This is a genomic window from Ruegeria sp. AM7 (assembly GCF_056535965.1).
Genome location: NZ_JBQFJE010000003.1, coordinates 2,078,241 through 2,099,333, shown reverse-complemented (window position 1 = coordinate 2,099,333; position 21,093 = coordinate 2,078,241). Strand labels below are relative to the sequence as shown.

At 58.9% G+C, this 21,093-nt stretch carries 22 protein-coding genes, 1 tRNA gene and 1 pseudogene; 15 read left to right on the top strand and 9 right to left on the bottom strand.

Features of this window, described 5'->3' with window-relative positions; all coding sequences use genetic code 11:
• Nucleotides 1-38: 38 nt before the first annotated feature.
• The 4 genes from ACR3EG_RS14395 to ACR3EG_RS14380 all read right to left on the bottom strand — a co-directional run bounded on the left by ACR3EG_RS14395 (nucleotide 39) and on the right by ACR3EG_RS14380 (nucleotide 4,232).
• Nucleotides 39-728: a P-loop NTPase family protein gene (locus tag ACR3EG_RS14395; RefSeq protein WP_209195052.1), complete on the bottom strand. Its 690-nt coding sequence runs from the start codon at nucleotides 726-728 to the stop codon at nucleotides 39-41.
• Entirely contained in the window at nucleotides 729-1,802 is a 1,074-nt protein-coding gene (locus ACR3EG_RS14390) for an AI-2E family transporter (protein WP_170352498.1), read from the bottom strand.
• A gap of 91 nt (nucleotides 1,803-1,893) precedes the next feature.
• Nucleotides 1,894-2,868: an isopenicillin N synthase family dioxygenase gene (locus ACR3EG_RS14385; RefSeq protein ID WP_480496888.1), complete on the bottom strand. Its 975-nt coding sequence runs from the start codon at nucleotides 2,866-2,868 to the stop codon at nucleotides 1,894-1,896.
• Nucleotides 2,868-4,232: an FAD-dependent oxidoreductase gene (locus ACR3EG_RS14380; protein ID WP_480496889.1), complete on the bottom strand. Its 1,365-nt coding sequence runs from the start codon at nucleotides 4,230-4,232 to the stop codon at nucleotides 2,868-2,870. Before ACR3EG_RS14380 ends, ACR3EG_RS14385 begins: the two co-directional genes overlap by 1 nt.
• A 168-nt stretch (nucleotides 4,233-4,400) precedes the next feature.
• On the opposite strand from ACR3EG_RS14380, the gene proS reads away from it, so the two are divergent.
• Both proS and ACR3EG_RS14370 read left to right on the top strand, forming a co-directional pair.
• Entirely contained in the window at nucleotides 4,401-5,741 is a 1,341-nt protein-coding gene (proS, locus tag ACR3EG_RS14375; protein WP_480496890.1) for a proline--tRNA ligase, read from the top strand.
• Nucleotides 5,725-6,615, top strand: a complete 891-nt coding sequence (locus tag ACR3EG_RS14370; protein ID WP_480496891.1) for a glycosyltransferase family 2 protein — start codon at nucleotides 5,725-5,727, stop codon at nucleotides 6,613-6,615. The genes proS and ACR3EG_RS14370 overlap by 17 nt, the downstream gene beginning before the upstream one ends.
• Here ACR3EG_RS14370 and ACR3EG_RS14365 read toward each other — a convergent pair.
• The gene (locus tag ACR3EG_RS14365) at nucleotides 6,612-6,968 is read right to left on the bottom strand and encodes a hypothetical protein (RefSeq protein WP_480496892.1); all 357 of its coding nucleotides are present in this window, start codon (nucleotides 6,966-6,968) and stop codon (nucleotides 6,612-6,614) included. The two genes, ACR3EG_RS14370 and ACR3EG_RS14365, sit on opposite strands and share 4 nt — an antisense overlap.
• Before the next feature lie 324 nt (nucleotides 6,969-7,292).
• Between ACR3EG_RS14365 and ACR3EG_RS14360 the strand changes: the two are divergent.
• The 3 genes and pseudogenes from ACR3EG_RS14360 to ACR3EG_RS14350 form a co-directional block, all read left to right on the top strand.
• Nucleotides 7,293-8,282, top strand: a pseudogene (locus tag ACR3EG_RS14360) (DUF6492 family protein); the annotation flags it as partial.
• A gap of 65 nt (nucleotides 8,283-8,347) precedes the next feature.
• Complete coding sequence (locus tag ACR3EG_RS14355; RefSeq protein WP_480496893.1) at nucleotides 8,348-9,643, top strand: lipoprotein-releasing ABC transporter permease subunit; 1,296 nt, start codon at nucleotides 8,348-8,350, stop codon at nucleotides 9,641-9,643.
• Entirely contained in the window at nucleotides 9,636-10,322 is a 687-nt protein-coding gene (locus ACR3EG_RS14350) for an ABC transporter ATP-binding protein (protein ID WP_480496894.1), read from the top strand. Before ACR3EG_RS14355 ends, ACR3EG_RS14350 begins: the two co-directional genes overlap by 8 nt.
• Here the strand turns inward: ACR3EG_RS14350 and ACR3EG_RS14345 are convergent.
• Entirely contained in the window at nucleotides 10,306-10,743 is a 438-nt protein-coding gene (locus ACR3EG_RS14345) for a DMT family transporter (RefSeq protein WP_170352507.1), read from the bottom strand. The two genes, ACR3EG_RS14350 and ACR3EG_RS14345, sit on opposite strands and share 17 nt — an antisense overlap.
• A 92-nt stretch (nucleotides 10,744-10,835) precedes the next feature.
• Here ACR3EG_RS14345 and ACR3EG_RS14340 point away from each other — a divergent pair, with 92 nt between their 5' ends.
• The gene (locus tag ACR3EG_RS14340) at nucleotides 10,836-11,237 is read left to right on the top strand and encodes a c-type cytochrome (protein WP_480496895.1); all 402 of its coding nucleotides are present in this window, start codon (nucleotides 10,836-10,838) and stop codon (nucleotides 11,235-11,237) included.
• Nucleotides 11,238-11,239: 2 nt separating this feature from the next.
• Here ACR3EG_RS14340 and ACR3EG_RS14335 read toward each other — a convergent pair whose 3' ends face one another.
• The gene (locus tag ACR3EG_RS14335; protein WP_480496896.1) at nucleotides 11,240-11,926 is read right to left on the bottom strand and encodes a hypothetical protein; all 687 of its coding nucleotides are present in this window, start codon (nucleotides 11,924-11,926) and stop codon (nucleotides 11,240-11,242) included.
• Nucleotides 11,927-11,967: 41 nt separating this feature from the next.
• On the bottom strand, nucleotides 11,968-12,630 hold the full coding sequence (locus ACR3EG_RS14330) for a DNA-3-methyladenine glycosylase I (protein WP_480496897.1): 663 nt from the start codon (nucleotides 12,628-12,630) through the stop codon (nucleotides 11,968-11,970).
• A 391-nt stretch (nucleotides 12,631-13,021) separates the two neighbouring features.
• On the opposite strand from ACR3EG_RS14330, the gene ACR3EG_RS14325 reads away from it, so the two are divergent.
• The 5 genes from ACR3EG_RS14325 to ACR3EG_RS14305 all read left to right on the top strand — a co-directional run bounded on the left by ACR3EG_RS14325 (nucleotide 13,022) and on the right by ACR3EG_RS14305 (nucleotide 18,450).
• Nucleotides 13,022-13,972, top strand: coding sequence for an ABC transporter substrate-binding protein (locus ACR3EG_RS14325; protein WP_209195063.1), 951 nt, complete (start codon nucleotides 13,022-13,024; stop codon nucleotides 13,970-13,972).
• 10 nt (nucleotides 13,973-13,982) lie between these two features.
• Nucleotides 13,983-15,032, top strand: a complete 1,050-nt coding sequence (locus ACR3EG_RS14320; RefSeq protein ID WP_480496898.1) for a quaternary amine ABC transporter ATP-binding protein — start codon at nucleotides 13,983-13,985, stop codon at nucleotides 15,030-15,032.
• Complete coding sequence (locus ACR3EG_RS14315) at nucleotides 15,029-17,089, top strand: ABC transporter permease (protein ID WP_480496899.1); 2,061 nt, start codon at nucleotides 15,029-15,031, stop codon at nucleotides 17,087-17,089. The genes ACR3EG_RS14320 and ACR3EG_RS14315 overlap by 4 nt, the downstream gene beginning before the upstream one ends.
• A 102-nt stretch (nucleotides 17,090-17,191) precedes the next feature.
• A complete protein-coding gene (locus tag ACR3EG_RS14310) occupies nucleotides 17,192-17,857 on the top strand; it encodes an NnrU family protein (protein ID WP_480496900.1) in 666 nt (221 codons plus the stop codon).
• A gap of 71 nt (nucleotides 17,858-17,928) precedes the next feature.
• Nucleotides 17,929-18,450 (top strand): DUF2478 domain-containing protein, encoded by a 522-nt coding sequence (locus ACR3EG_RS14305; protein ID WP_209195067.1) that lies wholly within the window; start codon nucleotides 17,929-17,931, stop codon nucleotides 18,448-18,450.
• Nucleotides 18,451-18,609: 159 nt separating this feature from the next.
• On the opposite strand, the gene ACR3EG_RS14300 is transcribed toward ACR3EG_RS14305, so the two are convergent.
• Nucleotides 18,610-18,693, bottom strand: a tRNA-Tyr gene (locus ACR3EG_RS14300).
• A gap of 116 nt (nucleotides 18,694-18,809) precedes the next feature.
• Between ACR3EG_RS14300 and rlmB the strand changes: the two genes are divergently transcribed.
• The 4 genes from rlmB (at nucleotide 18,810) to ACR3EG_RS14280 (ending at nucleotide 21,092) form a co-directional block, all read left to right on the top strand.
• Nucleotides 18,810-19,583 carry a 23S rRNA (guanosine(2251)-2'-O)-methyltransferase RlmB gene (gene rlmB / locus ACR3EG_RS14295; RefSeq protein WP_480496901.1) on the top strand — a complete coding sequence of 258 codons (774 nt, stop codon included), beginning with the start codon at nucleotides 18,810-18,812 and terminating at the stop codon, nucleotides 19,581-19,583.
• Nucleotides 19,564-19,866: a hypothetical protein gene (locus ACR3EG_RS14290; protein ID WP_480496961.1), complete on the top strand. Its 303-nt coding sequence runs from the start codon at nucleotides 19,564-19,566 to the stop codon at nucleotides 19,864-19,866. Before rlmB ends, ACR3EG_RS14290 begins: the two co-directional genes overlap by 20 nt.
• Before the next feature lie 106 nt (nucleotides 19,867-19,972).
• Nucleotides 19,973-20,422, top strand: a complete 450-nt coding sequence (locus ACR3EG_RS14285) for a YHS domain-containing (seleno)protein (RefSeq protein ID WP_480496902.1) — start codon at nucleotides 19,973-19,975, stop codon at nucleotides 20,420-20,422.
• Nucleotides 20,423-20,621: 199 nt separating this feature from the next.
• Complete coding sequence (locus ACR3EG_RS14280; protein ID WP_209195069.1) at nucleotides 20,622-21,092, top strand: CoA-binding protein; 471 nt, start codon at nucleotides 20,622-20,624, stop codon at nucleotides 21,090-21,092.
• Nucleotide 21,093: the final 1 nt, after the last annotated feature.

The following is a 21,093-nucleotide window of genomic DNA, read 5'->3' as shown; positions in this document are numbered from 1 at the left end:
ATATTCCGTGCTTAGAATGCGAAATCGTCGGGTTTGGGTCAATCGTCAGATGCGACATCACCCACGTCCGAGTTCAGGACACGCACAGCCAGCGAGCGGGTGATGTCACGTTTTTCAGCCAAAGCCACCAAATCCAACTGCGCAACAACATTTGCGGCGGTCTCGAATCTACGATCCATGTGTTTCACGAGGTAGGATATCACCTCGGGGCCCGGGTTTAGCTGTCGGTCCAGAAACAGTTTAGCCAGAACCGCCCCCAAAAGGGCGTCGTCTGGCGGGTCCAGTGCTACATGGTGTGCCCCCTCGATCCGGCTTTGAAGGTCAGGCAGCGGCAGTTCCCAGAACTTCGGAGCCATGCGCCCTGTCATCAACAGAGCGTTGCCTTCCGCCAGCGTCAAGTTGTGCAAATGGAACAACGTCTTTTGGAGGTCGGGATCACCGGCGATCATCGGCACGTCTTCCACAGCAATCGGCGTGCTGGCCAGAGCGGGTACATCGTCATAGCGCAGATCACGGGCCTGAATAATCCGGCCTCCGGTTTCAGCTGCCCAGACATGGGCCAGGTGAGTCTTTCCCGCGCCCGCCGGGCCGCTTAGCACCAGTTTGTTGCCGGGCCACGAGGTCGCTGAAATCATCGCCACCGCCAGCGCATTGGCAGGCGAGACAAAGAAATCCTCGCGGCCCAAGGCGGTTTTGGCCGGCAGGTCAAAGCTCAGTTGGCGGGGCATTTATTCGTCGTCCTGTTGAAGCCCTTCAAGGCCCGTATACAAGCGGCTGTCCAGATAAAGCGAAGTCATGAACCGGGCCACAACACCCAGTGCCGCCGCGACCGGAACCGCCACCAGCATCCCGACAAATCCGAACATGGCGCCAAATACCGATAACGCCAGCAAAAGCCAGACCGGGTGCAAACCTACCGAACTGCCAACCAGCTTGGGGGTCAGGAAATTGCCCTCGGTCACTTGTCCCAGCGCGAAGATCCCGGCGACCAGCCCGATCTGCGCCCAGTCGCCCCAGAACTGAAACAGGGCCAGCCCGATTGCCAGAGATCCACCGATCAGTGCGCCCAGATAGGGGATGAAGGTCACGAGCCCGGCGATAAAACCCACGATCAGGCCAAACTGCAGGCCCACCGCCATCAGCGCCACGGCATAATAGGTGCCAAGGATCAGGCAGACCGTCCCCATACCGCGCACGAACGAGGCCAAAACGGCGTCAATCTCGCTGGCCAGGCGCTTTATGGTGGGGGCGTGGTCGCGGGGCAACAGCTCTCCGACACGGGCGATCATACGGTCCCAGTCCAACAGCAGATAGACAGCGACAACTGGGACGATCACAAGCAGTACCACCACATTGATCGCGGATCCCAGCGAGGCCGCCACCGATTGCAGCACATCCCCGGTTTTGGATTGCAGCGTCTCGCCCAGCGAGACAAGGAATTGGTGCGAGCTGGATTCGCGGTCCAGCAGCGAGGGGAATTGTTGCTCGACAAACCCGCGCAGCTGTTTGATCAGGCTGGGCATAAACTCGACAAGGTCGATAAGCTGCGTGACCAGCGCGGGCACGACCATCAGGATCATCAGGACAAAGCCCAGAACTCCGACAACGGTTATTATCGCGGTTGCCGCCATGCGTGACAGCCCCAGATTTTCCAGCCGGTCGGCAACCGGGTCAAGAAAATAGGCAATTGCACCGCCAATTACGAAAGGCAAAAGCACATCGCCTAGCGCCCACATCAGGAACACGAAGACAACAGCGGCAATGCCCCAGTATCTGAGTTGGTCCTTCACTGGCAGCGCCATGCCCGTCCCCTTGTTGCCGGTTCTTGCATATGTTCTTGGCGTATGCGGCGCGGCGATGCAAGCGGTTCATGGGGCTGTGGATTTCTGCCCCTCAATCGGCAAGCGTTCCCAGTTCCGGCGTCGCCTCATCGGCATGTTCATCTGGCCAGTTGGTGCGCCATATCTCGGCCGACCAATGGCCGCAATGGACCGAAGGGCGGTCGAACCCGTCCAAAGGCTCCAGCAGCGGACGCACAACAACATCATGACGAGGTACAGCGAAATATGGGAAGGAATAGCGCTCTTGCCCAGATCGGTTGACAACCCGGTGTGGCGTAGATTTCAGGCGTCCACCGGACCAAAGCTCTAGCATGTCACCGATATTCACGACAAACCCGCCCGGCGGGCAGTCCGGCGTGATCCAGCCGCCTTCGTGGGTCTGAACCTCCAGCCCGCCGACGGGGTCGGGGGCGATGATGGTCAGGGCGTCAGTATCCTTGTGCGGGTGGATACCATATCCACCCTCATCCGGTGCCTGCGGAGGATAGTGCAGCAGGGTCATGTTGGTCATCGGATCGACAAATGCGTCACGCAAGGTGCGAGCGGGCAGGGTCAACCCGGCCTCAAGCGCGCCCAGCAACTGATCTGCCACCGTGTCCAGTCGCGACCAATAGCCCAGTATCGTGTCACGCGCGCCATCCACGCCCCTTGGCCAGAGGTTCGGGCCATAAAGTGCGCAGTCCCGCCGGATCGGTGCATCGGGGGCCACGTCAAAGTGCAGCTTGTAGCCTTCGTATTTGTCGGCCTTTCCCGATCCGTCATTCGGGGTAAAGAACCCCATCGGGATGTATCCACGGTAGTTCTCGCGCGTGATAGCCTGATCCCATTTGGCGCTTTCTTCGACCGCAAAGATATCGCGTACGCAGGCGCGCACGGCGTCGACCGTCTCGGGGGCAATACCCGTACCGGTGATCGACAGAAAGCCGATATCGGTGCAGGCGCCCATGATCTGCTGGACGGTGCGGGCGTAGTCCGGGTGCGCAGGATCGCGCAGAGGTGCAATGTCGATGGTCGGGATATGCTGCATCAGTGAATCCGCACGCCCTGACGGTCGAGTTCTTTGTGGACGGGGGCGAGATTCATCGTGTCGACTTCCTGATTGCTTTTCAGCGACAGCGCAGCGGCGATGCCTGCGCCTTGGCCCATGACAGCGCAGCAGGCCATGTTGCGTGTGGCGGCGTGGGCCACTTTGTCGGCTCCGTGGGAGCGGCCCGCGACCAGCAAGCCCTTGATTCCCTTGGGGAGCATTGAGCGATAGGGCACCTGCATATACCGCCCCGTGGTGGGTAGGATCAGGATGCCGTACCCGTCGATGAATTCGGGGTAGATGCCGATCGTATCTTCGAACCGGCCCTGATGGCGGGCGTCATCCTCGGTCATGTTGTAGACCGCGTCGATCTTGCGGGTATCGCGGATGCCGATGGTCATTCCGAAATTCCGCAGCCGCGCGTTTTCGCAGCCCGGCATGAAGCGCCGCAGCGCCTCAATGGCCAGCATCGACTGACGGCGGCCCTCGATCTCGCCCCGCGTCAAGCTGTCGGGATCGGTGCCGTCAATCTCGGCCAGATGGATGAGGTTCATATAGGTCAGCTCACCGGTGTCATGCATCGCGCCCCATGTACCCGCGATGGTGTTCAGGTGCGGCGGGATCATCCCTGCATCAATCGCCTGTTGGAAGGGCTTGTGAACGAAGGGCGAGAACATGTCGTCCTCTTTCCCCGAGGTCTCGATATTCCACTCACCGCCGCCGCCCCAGTCCTTGTAGGTTTGCGGGTCGGCCTTGACGCCCTCCATGAACGCGCGCTTGTCGACACCGGCCAGATGAAACATGACCGAGGCCGCCATCATATCCTCGCGCGCGGTTTTGTGGGTCGGGGCACCGGCGCGGTGGGCGACATCTGCGTCGCCGGTGGCGTCGATCACCACGCGGGCCAGAATCGCCTCGCGCCCGGCTTTGGATTCGGTGATGATGCCGGTGATCCGGTTGCCGTCCTTGATCGGGGCCACGAACTGACGGTGCAGCATCGGATGCACGCCGGCCTCCTGCACCAGCTTGTCAGCCACCAGTTTGAACCCCTCGCTGTCCAGCTCATAACTCAGCGACTGGCTTTCGGGCACCGCCGCGCCCATGTCCTTGGCGCGGGTCTCGAACTCCATGCCGATGCCGCCTGCCTCGACCGTTTGTTCGTGGCGATACCATGCGAACCCTTCGACCCCCACGGCGGTGATATTGCCGCCCATACAGCCGAAGCGATCAACCAGTGACACCTCGGCCCCAGCGCGCGCGGCGGCCAAAGCGGCGGCCAGCCCGGCGGGGCCAGAGCCTACGACCAGAACATCCGTCTGGTGAACAACAGGAATTTGACGGGCGGGTTCCGAGATTGTCTGCATCGGGGCCTCATGTTTTTACATTCCTGGCACATTTGAGGTTCCTGACTGGTGGGTCAATAAAAAAATGCGACGGGCCGGGGGTCGCAAAAACGCCATTGCGTGATTGCCCCCGGCGAGGCTTTGGCATAATCACCTTGCAGCGAAATTCTCACCTTTGAAGGTCCTCCCATGCGCCTGAGCCGTTACTTTCTGCCCGTTCTCAAGGAAAACCCCTCCGAGGCTCAGATCGTCAGCCACCGGCTGATGCTGCGCGCGGGGATGATCAAGCAGGCCTCTGCCGGGATTTATTCGTGGCTGCCGATGGGCTTCAAAGTTCTGCGCAAGCTGGAAAACATCATCCACGAGGAACAGGCGCGCGCGGGCCACATTGCGATCCAGATGCCGATCATCCAATCGGCGGACCTGTGGCGCGAATCCGGGCGTTACGACGATTACGGTCAGGAAATGCTGCGGATGAAGGACCGGCATGACCGCGATATGCTGTTCACACCGACCGCCGAGGAACTGGTAACGGATATCTTCCGCGGTCACGTCAACAGCTACAAAGACCTGCCGCTGACTCTCTATCAGATCCAGTGGAAGTTCCGCGACGAAATCCGCCCGCGTTTCGGCGTGATGCGGGGGCGCGAGTTCTATATGAAGGACGGGTATAACTTCGACCTGACCAAAGAAGACGCGCTGCACGCTTATAACCGCCATCTGGTCAGTTACCTGCGTACCTATGAACGTATGGGCCTGCAAGCCATCCCGATGCGCGCCGATTCCGGCCCCATCGGTGGCGATGACACGCATGAATTCCTTGTGCTGGCCGATACGGGTGAATCCGAGGTCTTCTATGACAGCGCCGTCACCGACCTGAGCTTCGGCGACCGTCAGATCGACTATGACGACCGCGCGCAATGTCAGGCGATCCTCGAGGAGTTTACTTCGAGATATGCCCGCACCGACGAAACCCATGACGAGGCGCTGTTCAATCAAGTGCCCGAGGATCGTCGCCGCGTGGCGCGCGGGATCGAAGTGGGGCAGATCTTCTATTTCGGTACCAAATATTCCGAGGCCATGGGCGCAACTGTCCAAGGCCCCGATGGCAAGCCGACGCCCGTGCACATGGGCAGCCACGGCATCGGCGTCAGCCGCCTGATCGGCGCCATCATAGAAGCCAGCCATGACGATAAGGGCATCATCTGGCCCGAAGGCGTAACCCCGTTCCATTGCGGCATCGTGAACCTGAAGCAGGGCGATGAAGAGGCAGATGCGGCCTGTGACAAACTCTACGGTGCGCTGACTGCGCTGGGGCTGGAGCCGCTCTATGATGACCGCAACGAGCGGGCAGGAGGCAAGTTTGCCACCATGGACCTGATCGGTTTGCCCTGGCGCATCACCGTTGGCCCGCGCGGGTTGAAAAACGGTGTGGTCGAACTGACCTGCCGCCGCACTGGCGAGAGCGAGGAACTCAGCCCCGAGGCCGCCGTCACTAAGATCGCCGAGATCTATGAGCAAATCGGCTGACACCGACGCGCCGCTGATCTCGGTTGTCACGGCGACGCATAACCTGCTGTCCCAAGGGCGGCAGGATAGCTTTCGCGAGGTAATCGCGTGCATGGCCCGCCAGAACTGCTTGAGGGCCGAGCATATTATTCAGGACGGTGCCTCAACGGATGGCACCGTTCCGTTTCTTCAGGACGTCACTGCCAATTCAGAACAGACTCGCGTGATCAGCGAACCGGACCGCAACCTCTATGATGCGATGAACAAGGGGGCGGGGGCCGCGCGTGGTCAATACCTTTTGTTCCTGAACTCGGATGACTCGCTCGCTTCGGATGACATCCTGAACACGGCGGCTGACCGTTTGACCGCAACCCGGCCCGACTTCCTGTACGGGTCTACATTGCGCCGGTTCGAGGATGGGACAGAGAGTCGCGAAAAACGCATGTCTCTGACTGCGATCCTTCAGCGTATGCCGTTCTGTCACAACTCGGTCCTGATCCGAAGCGACGTGTTCAAGGCGCTGGGCGGCCATGATCCGCAATTTCGCGTGGCGGCTGATTATGACCTGATGCTGCGCATGATATCTGCCGGGTATCAGGGCGAACGTATGGACGAGCCGATTTCGATGTTCTGGGGGCGCGGTGCAAGCAGTGATACGGATCTGACGGCGCGGGACTATGCGCGCGTTTGGATGAAATACTACGATAAGCTGAAGGCCGCAGATGGTTTGACCGAAGATGACTTCTGTCGGTTCTACCATCGCGGACACATGCCCGCGAAACTGGTCCTTGGGCTGATGCTGCAACCTGGCACTTGCACCGGTATCAAAGCGGCGGCGCGCCACAGTTTGTGGAAGTGCACGCGGCGCTCAGTTCAGTTTTGGCGCAGCTTTTAGGCGTTACCCACAGACGGGCGCGAAGCCAAAAGATCACCGGTTTCGCTGTCGCGAGCCACAACGATGGGACGCCCCATACGCTGCACCAGGTCGCGGAACTCCAACCCCAGGAACCTCAGCCCACACACCCGCTTTGCCGTTGCGATGTCGGTAATGCACAGGCGTCCTTGCCGGAAGGCAAGCTGGTAGCCTTTGTCTTTCAGGATGTCTGTAAGGCCATTCCAATTGGCCGCACTGGCAAACAAAGGACGTATCGCGGCCCTCAGCAATGCCGCTGTTTCGCAATCCAGTTGTGTCGATGCCTGCCGGGCCGAAATCGCGCCCGCTTTTTCTTTGTTTAGTCGAATACTCATGAGCGACCCCCGCTCTAAAAATTGTATTCCCCCAAAGTCAGGGTGACAAAGTTTCGAAAAATAATCAAAAAGCGAAATATTATTCCAACGAAAATGTTGCATTTTAAGTTCAGTCAATCACGCGAACCCGGCATTGACTACATAGCTGAAACAGTCGCCGCTGGTCTGTGAACGATATCACAACCTTTGGTTTTGAGAGGTTCGACTAAATCATCCTTACCTCGAATAGCGGTTTGCCGGAACCGACGACTGATTCGTGGTGTGGTTCGCTTGGACAGGTCGGCAAATGCTGCTACATGAGCGGAAAAACGCAAAAAGGTCCGCGCTGTGCTGAGTTTCGCAACGGTTGTATATTCCAGGGACTTTCCTTTGCTGGAACTTCAGGCCCTTTCCTTCGCCCGGTTTGTTGATCCGGCGCAGGTTGGGTCGATCCATGTGATCATGAACGACGTTGATGAAGGTACGTTGCGGCGGCGGATCGAGCCGATTCTACCTGCCTACGGAGCACTGCAAGACAAGGTGCGCGTCCTCAGTGGGGACGATGTTCTACTAGGTGAGGGTCATTGTGCGCGACGCCCGGCGCTGGATCGTGTGCTGATCGAGAACCGCTTTCGCATTCCGCTGATCCGCAAGGGCGGGTGGCGTGGCAACAATGGCTACCGCAATCAACAGATTCTGAAACTGGGCGCGGCGCGGGTCGCAGCCTCTGAGAATATGGTCATTCTGGACACCAAGAACCTGTTTCTGCGCCAGTTTGATGAGGCTGAGTTTTTTACGCCCGGTGGCGCGGCGCGCATCCCGTTCATTGACATTGAAAGTGATTTCCATCGCAACTGGCTGCTGGAAAGTTTGGATGCCCTAGGTGCGCCACGGTCTGATCCGGGGCAGATCAAGACGACAACCTTTGCCACGCCGTACCCGGTGCGCCGGTCGCTTGTCCTGTCTCTGCTGGATGAAATCAGCGCGCGCTACGGCTCGGTTCAGGCCTTGTTCGCGTCGCGCAGGCGGCCCTCAGAGTTCATGCTGATCAACGCGTTTTGCCTGAAATCCCACGACGGTTACGCCCCATGGTTCGAAGAAGCGGAGTCTACAGCCATCGGGCTCTGGCCCACCTATTCGACCGAGGTGCTGACGCAGTTACTGGGACGGCTGGATGACCCGCGCAGTTTGACGCTTGGGTTGCACAACCGTGCCATCGCGAACCTGCCACAGGATCTGCGCGACCGTGTTTTTCAAGAGCTTGAGGCGCGCGGCATTTGCGACCGGAACCGGGCCGAGGCCGTTTTGCAGCAAACCGCAGCCCTGTCGGGATAACGCGCGGCTTGACCATTCGGCCAAATGCCGAAAGGGTCACGTCCAACAAAAACACCGGAGCAGGCATGGCCAAAACACCCCCGCCCTTTGCACCTTTTGAATGGAAAATCGCCTGGCGATACCTACGCGCGCGCCGCGCCGAGGGGGGCGTCAGCGTGATGACCTGGATCTCGCTGATCGGGATCACCTTGGCCGTGTTCGCTCTGATCGCCACGTTGGCTGTTCGATCGGGGTTCCGTGCCGAGTTTGTCGGCACCATTCTGGGGGCCAACGCGCATGTGACGGTTTATTCGGCTGGGAATTTTGATGCGCAGGGGCGCGTAGATCGGACCATTGAAAACTACGATCAGGTGGCTGACAGGATCGGGCAGGTGCCGGGCGTTCAACGGGCGGCACCTTTGGTCAAGGGGCAAGTGCTGATCACCAACCGCGACCGCAGCAGCGGTGTCGAAGTTTTTGGGATACAGCCGGACGACTTGTTGGACCTGCCGGGCATCGCCGAAAGCGATCAGGCGGTGGGCGATCTGTCAGAATTCCAGAACCAGGAATTCGTTATTGCGATCGGTTCGGGCGTGGCGCGCAGTATCGGCGCTACAGTAGGGGATACAGTCAAGCTGACCTCGCCTAACGGGGTAAAGACGGCTTTTGGCACCTCGCCCCGCGTCAGCGCCTATCGGGTGGTTTATGTGTTTTCGGCCGGGCGCTATGACATCGACCGCACCCGTGTCTACATGCCGTTCGAACAGGCGCAGACCTTCTTTAATCGAGAAGGTGTGGCCGATGAGATCGAGGTTATGGTGGATGAACCTGAAAATCTGACACCCATTCTGATCCCCATCCTGGAAGCAGCAGGCGAACGCAGTCAGATCTGGACCTGGCAGGATGCTTCGGGCGGGTTCCTGCGCGCGCTCGAGGTTGAGGACAATGTGATGTTCATCATCCTGTCGATCCTTGTACTGATTGCAGCGATGAACATCGTCTCGGGGCTGATCATGCTGGTCAAGAACAAGGGGCGCGATATCGGCATCCTGCGCACCATTGGCCTCAGCGAAGGCTCGGTCTTGCGCGTATTCTTCATCTGCGGGTCATTTACGGGCATTATCGGCACCACGATGGGTGTGGTTCTGGGCTGCCTGTTTGCGATCTATATCGACCCGATCTTCAGCTTTGTGAATTTTGTCATGGGCGGCGGGGTCTGGGACCCGTCGATCCGGGGCATCTATGCGTTGCCAGCCGAATTGCACCTGTCCGATGTGCTCAAAGCTGTGGGGCTGTCGCTGGGCTTGTCCTTCTTTGTCACCTATTTCCCTGCCCGCCGCGCGGCGCGGCTGAACCCGGTCGAGGCGCTGCGCTATGAGTGATGTGACATTGCGGCTGAATGGCCTGACCAAAACCTATCTGCAAGGAACGCCGGGCGAGGTGCAGGTGCTGCGCGGCGTCGATCTGGAATTGCGCGCGGGCGAGGCGGTCGCACTGGTTGCGCCCTCGGGGGCGGGCAAGTCGACGCTGCTGCATATTGCCGGGCTGCTGGACACGCCCGATAGCGGCACCGTTGAGATCGCGGGGCAGAGTATTGCGGGCAAAGGTGACCGCACCCGCACCGCCCTGCGGCGGCAGGATGTGGGCTTTGTCTATCAGTTCCACCATCTACTGCCCGAGTTCACAGCGCTGGAGAACATCACCCTGCCGCAACTGGCCAATGGTGTCTCTGAGAAAGCCGCACAGGACAGGGCGATGGCGCTGCTGGATCGCGTCGGTGTTGCGGCGCGCGCGGATCACCGCCCGGCGGCCCTGTCTGGCGGCGAGCAACAGCGGGTCGCCTTTTGCCGCGCGCTAGCCAACGCGCCGCGCGTATTGTTGGCGGATGAACCGACGGGCAATCTCGACCCCGAGACCTCGGATCAGGTGTTCGATGCGCTAATGGCATTGGTGCGGGACGAGGGGCTCTCGGCCCTGATCGCCACGCACAATATGGATCTGGCCGCGCGGATGGATCGCAAGCTGCGGTTGGATGGGGGCGTTCTTAAGCCAGTTGAGTGATCGCCACCCCGGCGGCCATCACGGCAATACCGCCCGCGCGTATCCATGTCAGCGGCGTGACTTGCGCACCGAACAGGCCGAAATGGTCTATGGCAGCGGCGCTGATCAACTGTCCGATCAACACGAAGAACACCGCGTTGCCCACACCGAAATGCGGGGCGACGTGGGTGATGGACAGAACGTAGAAGGCGATAAGCACACCCGCAAGCAGCAGGTGTCTTGGTGCCCCGGCGATTTTCGATAAGGCTCCGAACCCCGGAAATAGCACCATGACGACCGCCGAAGATGCAAAGGCGATGGCGAACAGAACCACTGCGGCGGTCGTAGGGGAACCGATCATCTTGCCCAAAGCCGCGTTCAATGCGGCGAGGATGGGAACTCCGATTCCGGCGGCCAACATGATGGCTGCATATTGCGTCATGGCCCGTATCCTTTGGTTGCGTTGATCTGGATCATTGCGCCATGCTGCCCAACGAGCAAGTCTGCAAATGTCAGTCGTGACAGGAGGATGCGATGATCAGACGGGTACTCGGGCTTGTTTCGATAGGGTTAGCAATGGGGTCTCAGGCCATAGCGCAGGATGTGCAAGAGGGTGCGAAACTGTACCAGCACTATTGCGCGACGTGCCACGGCATTGATGCTACCGGGCAGGGTCCTATGGCCGGGGTGCTGGTGATCCAGCCGACAGATTTGACCACATTGGCCAGCGCGGATGGCACTTTCCCGGTCGCACGTGTTGTCGCGCGGATTGACGGGCGCGATCCCTTGGTCAGTCACGGCAGCCCTATGCCGGTCTACGGGCCATATTTCGATGGTCAGGATACTTCGATGAAAACACCTCAAGGGCAGCCAATTCTAACAAGCCAGCCAATTGTGGACTTAGTGGCGTACCTGCAAACGTTGCAAGCGAAATAGCCTTAACGGCAAATTTCCTCGACCTCAGCATCGGCCCAAGGGATCACCACGTCCCGTTCGCGGCGTTCGCCGGGTAGCGCTGCTAGGTCAAAGTGCTGTCCCAGCATTTCATGCAGCCGTTGAGTGCGCGGTGCTGTCGGATCCAGTGCACGACAGCAGATGTATTCCTCGACAATGGCGCCCTGCTGCTCGAACCCGTAGGACAGGAAATCGGGCGAGGTCGTCAGATCAAATTGATAAGGATCCGTATTGCCCCCATGCTCGGCCGCTGCACGCAATGGGTGATAGCCCGTGGTTTCCCGGTTCTGCCACTGCCACACGTGGGTCAATTCATGGGCCAGCAACATGGCGGCGATCAGGTCCATCTGTTCCGGAAACTCGGACATATAATCCTCGAGGTACCAGTCTTTCGTGAAGTAGACTTTGTTAAACAACGCGACGGCGGCAGGTTTTGCAGTGACCACGCCTTCTTTGGTTGGCGGCAGGATGCGCTCGCGGCAGGCCAGACGCGGACGGTCTTTGCGATAAAAGGTGATCGGCACGACCGGGGCGCCTTCGACCAAACGAACGTTCTTTAGGTCCAGCGTGTTGCCCTGAACAGCGCTTGCAAAGGCGACCTCGTTTTCCGTAAGGGGACGGCCGCACGAGTAAAGAAACAACAAAGACGTCATCAAAATGAGGCGCAACATGTTCCGACCTTAATCCCTGACCTTCAACCTGCAACCTGTTTTCAAATGCTCATAGCCAGAACGCGGCTGATTTCCGTGAGCGAACGCCCGGATTGATCCATCCACGTATTAAAAGCAGCCTGCACAGCGTTCATGGCTTTCTTTGAGGTCGGCGCTTTGTCTACGACGCCTTCGGCAATCAACCGTGCTGTAACATCCTGCGAGAGAATGAAGCTGTCACGGCCTGCAAAGCGCATTGCGATCTGCGCCGAGGTACCACCCAAGCGCGCACCACGCTTACGCAGCATCTCAAGCAGACCGACAAAGTCGGTCGAAGGCCAGCCACCCAACACCCGGCCTGCACCACCTTCTTCACGCAGTTCCAGCAGAAAGGCTGCGTTGTCACGTACGGCGGCGATCTTGGTGCCGTTGCGCACGATTCGGGTATCTTGCAGGAGGGAGTCGAACTTTTCGTCGTTCATGAAGGCGCATCGGCCCACGTCAAAACCGTCGAACGCAGCCTCAAACCCGTCCCATTTGGACTCGATCACTTTCCAACTGAAACCGGCCTGAAATATGCATTTGGTCATCACCGATAGCCAGCGGTCTTCTGGCAGATCCGCCAGTTCTTCAGGGGATTTGGGTGTCTCGAGCTGCGAATTCAGGGCGTCGGCGCCGCCATGTCGGTTGGCGGCCATCCGAAAGATATCATCAAAATGGTGCATAGCGGTGTCCTTTTCTGATCAGCGTTGCTTGTCAGGCCCGGGGTTTCAAGGCCCCGAATGCAGGGCAAGGCCTAAACGTTTCGGGGAAAAAGTTGGGAAATTGGAAAGAAACACTCGACAAATCAGGTGATTCTGGTTTGTGATTGACTGGTCAATCAATGTCCGAACCCAGCGAAATGTGAAAACATGTGGGGGCGGGCTTTCGGTGCATGCCGGCAGGCGGGGGACATTTAGGTCGGTCGAGCGTATGATTTCCGCGCTGGACCCAACTGTTTGCTTTCCCTTTCCGGCTTTAATTGTGCATGTTGCGGCATGGTAATGTCGTAAGACAGCCCCCGAGGCGCGTGCTTGTGCCGGGGCGGGCGAAGCAAAAAAGACAGGGAGAATGTCGATGAAAAAACTCAGTGTAAGCCTTTTGGCGATGACCGTTGCGGGCTCGGCTTTTGCGGCCGATATGGGCGCCGTGGATGAACCGATCAAATTGGCGATCAACGAGTGGACTGGTCAGCATGTGACCACCCATGTGGCCGGTGAGATGCTGAAAGCCGCAGGGTACAACGTGGAATATGTCACGGCTGGCATGATGAACCAGTTCCAGGCACTGGCCGATGGCGATATCGATGCGACGCTTGAAATCTGGTCGTCGAACGTTTCCGACGAATATGCCAAGAAGGTAGACGAAGGCACCGTTGTGGAAATCGGTGATCTGGGCCTGAACGCCAAGGAAGGCATCGCCTATCCTGCCCACGTGGCCGAACTGTGCCCGGGACTGCCCGCATGGGAAGCTCTGAAAGACTGCGCGCAGGTTTTCGCAACGGCTGAAACGCTGCCCGGTGGTCGTTTGGTCGATTACCCGGCGGATTGGGGGACTCCTGGCGCGGACCGCATGACCGGTCTAGAACTTCCGTTCAAAGCCGTGCCCGCTGGTTCAGAAGGTGCGTTGATCGCCGAGCTGCGTGCCTCGACCGAGCGTAAATCACCGCTGCTGATTACCTTCTGGCAACCGCATTGGGCGATGTCGGCCTATGACGTGCAATTCGTTGACCTGCCTGTTGGCGAAGAGGCCTGTTTCAACGATCCCGCATGGGGCCCCAACCCCAACGCGGTGAATGATTGCGACTTTTCGCCCTCGCGTATCTTCAAGGCAAGCTGGAGCGGCATGGAAGACAAATGGCCCGCAGCTTATGAAATCCTGACCAACTATCAGCTGGCGGTCGAAGATCAGCAGCCGATGATGGGCGCGATCGACGTCGATGGCGGCAAGGTCGAGGAAGTCGTCGCTGCTTGGATGGCGGAAAACGAAGGCAAGTGGCGTCCGGTTGTTGACGCGGCAACGCAGTGAGCCAGCCTAAGTGACGCAAGCTAAAACGCCAGCCATTGCCTGCCAGAATCTCTGGCAGGTCTTTGGCCCCGGTGCAGACAAGGCCCTGACCGACGCGCTGTCTCGGTCAGGGAGTGACCCGGACAAAGCCGCCTCCGATCTGCGCGAACGCGGGTTCATCCCTGCCGTGCAGGACGCCAATTTCGAGGTCAAAGAGGGCGAGCTTTTCGTTATCATGGGCCTGTCGGGCTCGGGCAAATCGACGTTGATCCGCTGCATCTCGCAGCTGCTGCCCGGCACGGGCGGGGAAATCCGCGTGGATGGTGAGAACGTCATTGGAGCTTCGAAGAAGGTACTGACCGACCTGCGCCGCAAAAAGCTGGGCATGGTGTTTCAGCATTTCGGCCTTTTCCCGCATATGACCGTCGCCGAAAACGTAGCCTATCCTCTGCGCGTGCAGGGTGTTGGCAAAAAGGAACGTCTGGCCCGCGCGCAAGAGGTGATCTCATTGGTCGGTCTTGAGGGGCGCGAAGACAGCTTCCCTCGGCAGCTTTCGGGCGGTCAGCGGCAACGTGTGGGAATCGCCCGCAGTCTTGCCGTAAACCCCGACATCTGGTTTTTGGATGAGCCGTTCTCGGCCCTCGATCCCCTGATCCGTCGTCAGTTGCAGGACGAATTCCTGCGCATTCAGGCGACGTTGAAGAAATCCATTGTCTTCATTACCCACGACATTCAAGAGGCGCTGAAACTGGCCGACCGCATTGCCATCATGCGCGACGGCAAGATCGTGCAGATCGGCACGCCCACCGATATCGTGCTGCGGCCGGTCGATGACTATGTGCGCGAATTCTCGAAAGACGTCGCTAAGGGGCAGCACGCCAAGGTCGCCTCGGTCATGCGCGACGAATCTGAGCGTGGCCCAGACGATCCCGGCCTGACGACCAGTATGACATTGGATGCCGCGCTGGCGCATTGCATGGAGCTGTACGAACCCGTGCCCGTGCGGGATGAGGCGGGCAATATCGTCGGCACGGTTCACCCGTCCGATCTGGCAGCGGCGCTGCAGGTGGATGAGACATGACAGCGATCACGGACATCCCTGCACAGACGCGCCTGACGATCGGAGCCAAAGCGGCACTGATTACTGTTGTCGTCGGCGCGCTGTGTCTGGCGCTTGAGGGTATTGCCCCGTGGCTGGTCAAATGGCCCGCCGCTTGGGAGTTGCCTGCGACGCAGTGGGTCGGAGCTTTCCTCGACTGGTTCCTGAACGGCATCAAACCGGCGATGCGATTGTTTTCTGACCTGATGACCTATCCGATGGATGCGGCGAATTTCGTTCTGGCAAATACGCCATGGCCGATCCTGATCGGGTTTGTCACCGCGCTGGGCTGGTATCTGGGCGGGCTGCCAATGGCCGCGCTGGGGTTATTCGGCCTCAGCTTCGTGCTGGCCTCGGGTTATTGGGCTGAAAGCATGAACACTCTGGCGCTGGTGGCCGTTTCGGTCCCTGTGGCGCTGGTTGTGGGTGGAGGAATCGGCATTCTGGCCAATGAGATCCCTCGCGTGAAAAACTTTGTTCAGGCCGTGCTGGACGTCATGCAGACTGTGCCAACCTTTGCTTATCTGACGCCCTTGCTGCTGCTCTTTGGTTTTGGCCCGGTGGTGGGTCTGATCGCCTCGGCCATCTACGCGGCACCGCCCATGGCACGCAATGTGATGCTGGGGCTGGAGCGGGTCGAGCCCGAGATCAAAGAGGCCGCCATCATGTCCGGTGGTACGCGGTTCCAGCAACTGTTTCAGGTGGAAATCCCAGCGGCCGCGACCCAGATTATGGTCGGCGTGAATCAATGCCTTATGGCGGCTTTGTCGATGGTGATCATTGCGGCCGTAATCGGTGGCTTCAACGATATCGGCTGGGAGGTTCTGCTGACCATGCGCAAGGCGCAGTTTGGCGAATCCCTGATGGCCGGTCTTGTGATCGTGGTGTTTGCCGTCGTCATTGACCGGATGAGCGGAACGCTAGCTACAGAACGCAAGAGCTATGACCAGCGTGTCGTCTGGGCGGTTCTGGGCTTTACCGTGCTGTTCACCGCGGCCTTCTGGCTGTGGCTGCCGAACCCCTCTGAACTCACCCTACTGGACCCGCTGGCCGGGGCCATCGACAGCGGTCTGACCGCCTTTACACAGGCCAACGGCCTGTGGCTGGATGCGCTCAAGAACAACTCGCTGTTCTACGTGCTGCTGCCATTGCGGATTGGTCTCGACCAAGCGGTACTGCCGTTCACGTGGGGCTTTCAGTGGACACCGGGCATGAGCTACGGCCTGTTCGCTGCGGCTGCCGTCGTCGCGGCGCTGATGGCATGGCGCGGGCATCTGACCGGAGGGCTGGTTTTACTGATCCTGATCGGCATGTTGGAAACTGGCATTGCAAATCTGCCATGGCCGTTTGTCCTGACTGGTGCCGCTGCGCTCAGCTATGTGGCGGGGGGGTGGCGACTGGCGGCGCTGTCGGTGGGACTGCTTTGCACCATTCTCGTCTCGGGCCTTTGGGAGCGCGCCTTGCTGTCGCTCTACCTCAGCGGCGCGGCGGTGTTTTCCTGTGCCGTGGTCGGCGGGCTGATCGGTCTGGCTAGTGCGGTTTGGACGCCTGTCTGGAAAATCGTCCGCCCGATCTGTGACATGCTGCAGACGATCCCTCTGTTCGTGTTCCTGATCCCGGTGCTGATGGTGTTCCAGATCGGCGAGTTCTCGGCGTTTCTGGCGATCTGCGCCTATGCGATCGTGCCGATGATCCGGTACACCCGCCATGGTCTGGTAAACACACCCGAGGAAATGATGGAGGCTGCAATCTCTAGCGGCGCGACCGAGTGGCAGATCATGCGCGACGTGCGCGCGCCCTATGCCGCGCCGACTATCCTGCTGGGGCTGAACCAGACCATCCTCTATGCCTTTGCGATGCTGGTGATCGCGGCGCTGATCGGCACCACCGGTCTGGGCCAGTCGATCTATCTGGCGCTGGGGCAGGCGGATGTGGGGCTTGGTATCTCGGCCGGCGCGGCGATGGCCATTCTGGCACTGATCGCCGACCGCATGGTGCAGGGCTTTGCCGAGGAACGCCGCAAAGCACTGGGCCTGTAACTCAGGGCAGGGGCGGCGCGACCGCCCCGCCTGATTTGATTTCGAACAAAGACGGTCCCAACCCACAGGGCTAAACCGGGCGCAACACGTTCGGAGACTCTGATGACTGGTTGGGTACTATTCCTTGCAGCGCTGATCACATTCATGCTGACGCACGCTATTCCGGCGAGTCCCGCCTTGCGTGGGCAGTTGATCACAGCGTTGGGGCGCAAGGGATATTTCGCAGCTTATTCGGCTTTGTCATTGCTGGTTCTGGGCTGGCTGATTGTCGCGGCAAGTCGTGCGCCCTATGTCGAGGTCATCCCACCTTGGCCTGTTTTCCGCTGGGTGCCATTGTTGGTCATGCCCATCGCCTTGTGGCTGGCCACCGCCGGTGTGGCGATACAGAATCCGTTCTCATTCGGTGGATTGGGTCGACGCCCGTTCGATCCGGAAAAGCCAGGCCTCCTTCGCGCCACTCGACATCCGGTGCTGGCGGCGCTGATGTTGTGGGCCATCGCGCATCTGCTGGCCAATGGCAGCCTTTCGCACGTGATCCTGTTTGGCTTGTTTGCCGGGTTCGCGACGATGGGAATGGCCCTGATTGACCAACGCAAATCCCGCGAGATGGGTATCGAATGGATTCGCCTGTCCCGTAACACCGCGCGCTTTTCCCTGCGCGCCCCGCATCCCTGGCCACCCCTTTGGGTCTGGCTGGTTTCACTTGCCGCATATGCGGTTCTGCTTCACCTGCACGCAGCTGTGATCGGGCTTTCTCCTTTACCTTAGGGTAAAGGAGTGGCCGGAGCGTATCTTGCGTGCTATCTGAAATGTCACAGTTTTACGACGAGGGTCTCTGAATGTACCTGGGCTATGTAACCACCACCGACCGTGGCGCGACCGATCTTTTGCTGGCCGCAGCTGCTGAACAACTGTTGAAATCTGGCGCTCGGCTTGCAGGCGTTGTGCAAACCAACACTGAATGCGTTGACAGCACCAAATGCGATATGGACGTGCGCGTTCTGCCCGAAGGTGACACCATCCGCATCTCGCAGTCACTGGGTACGCAATCCCGAGGATGCCGGTTGGACCCAGCCGCGCTGGAACAGGCTGTGGGGTATGTGACCGCTTCGCTTGCCGACAAGCCGCAATTGTTGATCGTCAACAAGTTCGGCAAACATGAGGCTGACGGGCGCGGGTTTCGCCCATTGATCGCCGAAGCATTGGCGCAGGACATCCCTGTTTTGGTTGGCGTGAACGGTCTGAACATGGAAAAGTTCCAAGAGTTCACGGGCGGCGCAGCAGAAGAAATCACGCCGAAACGCGATGCCATTCTAGAATGGTTTGACCGTATCACAGCGCAACGAGCAGCTGCTGCGTAACGCGGGCTCTTTCATCGTAAAAAACAACGCCTTTGGTATGCCAAGGGCGTTTTTTTAATATGAAAACTCGCGACGTCACCCAGAGATTCAATTTCGCGAACGAAGTTGATGCGCTGCACATTACGCAACCTGTTGCGCTTTTTTACCATCTGAGGAAGATGGTGGGCGACCCTGGAATCGAACCAGGCGTGCGTCTCCGCGAGGGAGTTACAGTCCCCTGCCACACCTTGCGGCCTGTCGCCCACTGTCAGGCGTTGCACCTGACGTGGAGGCGTGATTACTAGCGCCTTAAACGAGCGTCAACAGGAAAATACTGCTTTGGCGCAGGAAACCGAATTCCCGGCCAGGAGGCCCAAGAAATGAAGAAACCCAAGTGGGTCGTTGAAAAGGAACAGGCGCGCAAGGCGGCCGCTTCTGAAACTGTATGGTTGTTCGGCCTGCACGCAGTGCGCGATGCCCTGATGAACCCCAAACGGCAGAAATTGCGCCTGATCGTGACCCGGAATGCCCGCGACAAGCTGAACGAAGCCATTGAATTTGCAGGGATCGAGGCTGAAATGGTTGATCCGCGAAAGTTCACGGCTCCGATTGACCCCGGCTCGGTGCATCAGGGGGCCGCGCTTGAGGTAAAGCCGTTGGATTGGGGCGGACTGGCCGAAAACTGTATCGGGCGTGAACATCCGCGTGTCATCCTGCTGGACCGTGTGACCGACCCGCATAATGTCGGGGCGATTCTCCGCTCGGCCGAGGTTCTGGGGGCCAGTGCGGTCATCGGCACCCGTCACCATTCGGCGCCGGAAACCGGTGCCTTGGCCAAAACGGCCAGTGGAGCGCTAGAGCGGCAACCTTACCTGCGCATGCGCAACTTGGCCGATACAATCGTTGAGCTGCAGAATATGGGTTTTCTGGTCCTGGGCCTGGACGGTGAGGCCGAGCAGACGATTGAGACGACGCTGGATGGCAAGTTCGACCAACCGGTCGCCTTGGTGCTTGGGGCCGAGGGGCCGGGGTTGAGGCAGAAAACCAAGGAAACCGTTGACCACTTGGTGAAAATTGACGCGGCAGGCGGCTTTGGATCGCTGAATGTCTCAAATGCGGCCGCAATTGCCCTATATGCTTCAAGGCATAGATAGACAGGAGAGCGCCATTTCCACCCCTTCGAAAATTGTCACCTGCTGCTATTGCGGCACCCGAGCTGCGCTGGTCCTGAAAGGTAAGCAACGCCACGAGCTAAGCTGTTCAAGCTGCGGCGCACCGTTGCACGACCTCAAAATGGTGCCGAAGCGCAAGCTGTCCGACATAAAGCCGGACCGCCGAATCGAAAAACAGCGAAAGACCAAAAAGAAGAAGAAAAAGAGCGTCTTTTCACGCGTGTTCGACGAAGCATGGGATGTGATCGAGGATATTTTCGACTAGGGCGTTTATTCACCCACGCGCGATCACATCCGCGTTAATTGGGGTTTCAGCGGCGTTAATCAATTGCATCTTGATACTCTGACTTCCTAATGAAGACATCATGAAGATGAACCGACGTTTCCTATTGGGCGCGATAGCCGCCTCTATGCTTGCTCCTGCTGCGTTCGCGCAGCACTTACCCGTGTTTTACAAGACGGATGGCGCAGCTATGGCTGGGTACGATGCGGTGTCGTATTTCAACGGCGATGCCCCTGTTCGTGGCCGCCCAGAGTATTCTGTGGTGTGGAAAGGGGCCGAGTGGCACTTTGCGACACCTGAAAACCGTGATGCGTTCGAAATGAACCCGCGTGCGTACGCGCCTCAGTTCGGAGGGTACTGCGCTTATGCAATGGCTCAGGGGGAATTGGTCAGTACAGACCCGAACCTGTGGCAGGTGATCGATGGACGCCTTTACCTGACGCACTCGCCAGCGATCGAGCGTATGTGGGAACAGGATACTAGCGGATTTATTCGAATGGCCGAGGCAAACTGGCCTGTTATCCTTTTCGAAAACTAGGCGAATTTCCGCTTTTCGTGATCTGTCATCACAAAAATGCGCGCCCCCTCTTTTTTTTAACCGGGACATGCTTAAATGTCACAGTGACCGCGGAACGGAACTGCCGCGGGTCATTTCACTGTCCCTCGTTCCAACACCTTGCGCCCGGGTTATCACCTGGGCGCTTTTTTCTTTGATGGACTGCGCATAGGGTGGCGGCATGACTGAATACACAGACGCATTTCTGTCGAACATCCTTAAGCGCACGAAAACTGTGGCCGTGGTTGGTGTTTCGATGAACCCGGTCCGGCCCAGCTATTATGTTGCGCGCTACTTATCGCTCAAGGGGTACACGGTTATCCCGGTCAATCCTGGGCATGCGGGAAAAGAGCTGTTTGGCACCAAGGTTCGGGCGTCTTTGTCAGATGTTCGGGAATCGGTCGATATGGTTGATATTTTTCGACGGTCCGAGGCTGTCCCTCCGATCGTTGATCAAGCACTGGATGCGTTTCCGGAATTGGGAACCATTTGGATGCAGATCGGGGTTGAACATGCCGACGCTGCAGCAAAGGCGCAGACGCGGGGTGTTGATGTGGTGATGAATCGCTGTCCCAAGATCGAATATCAGCGCCTTTTCGGCGAGCTGCGCATGGGTGGGTTCGCGACCGGGGTGATCTCGTCCAAGCTATAAG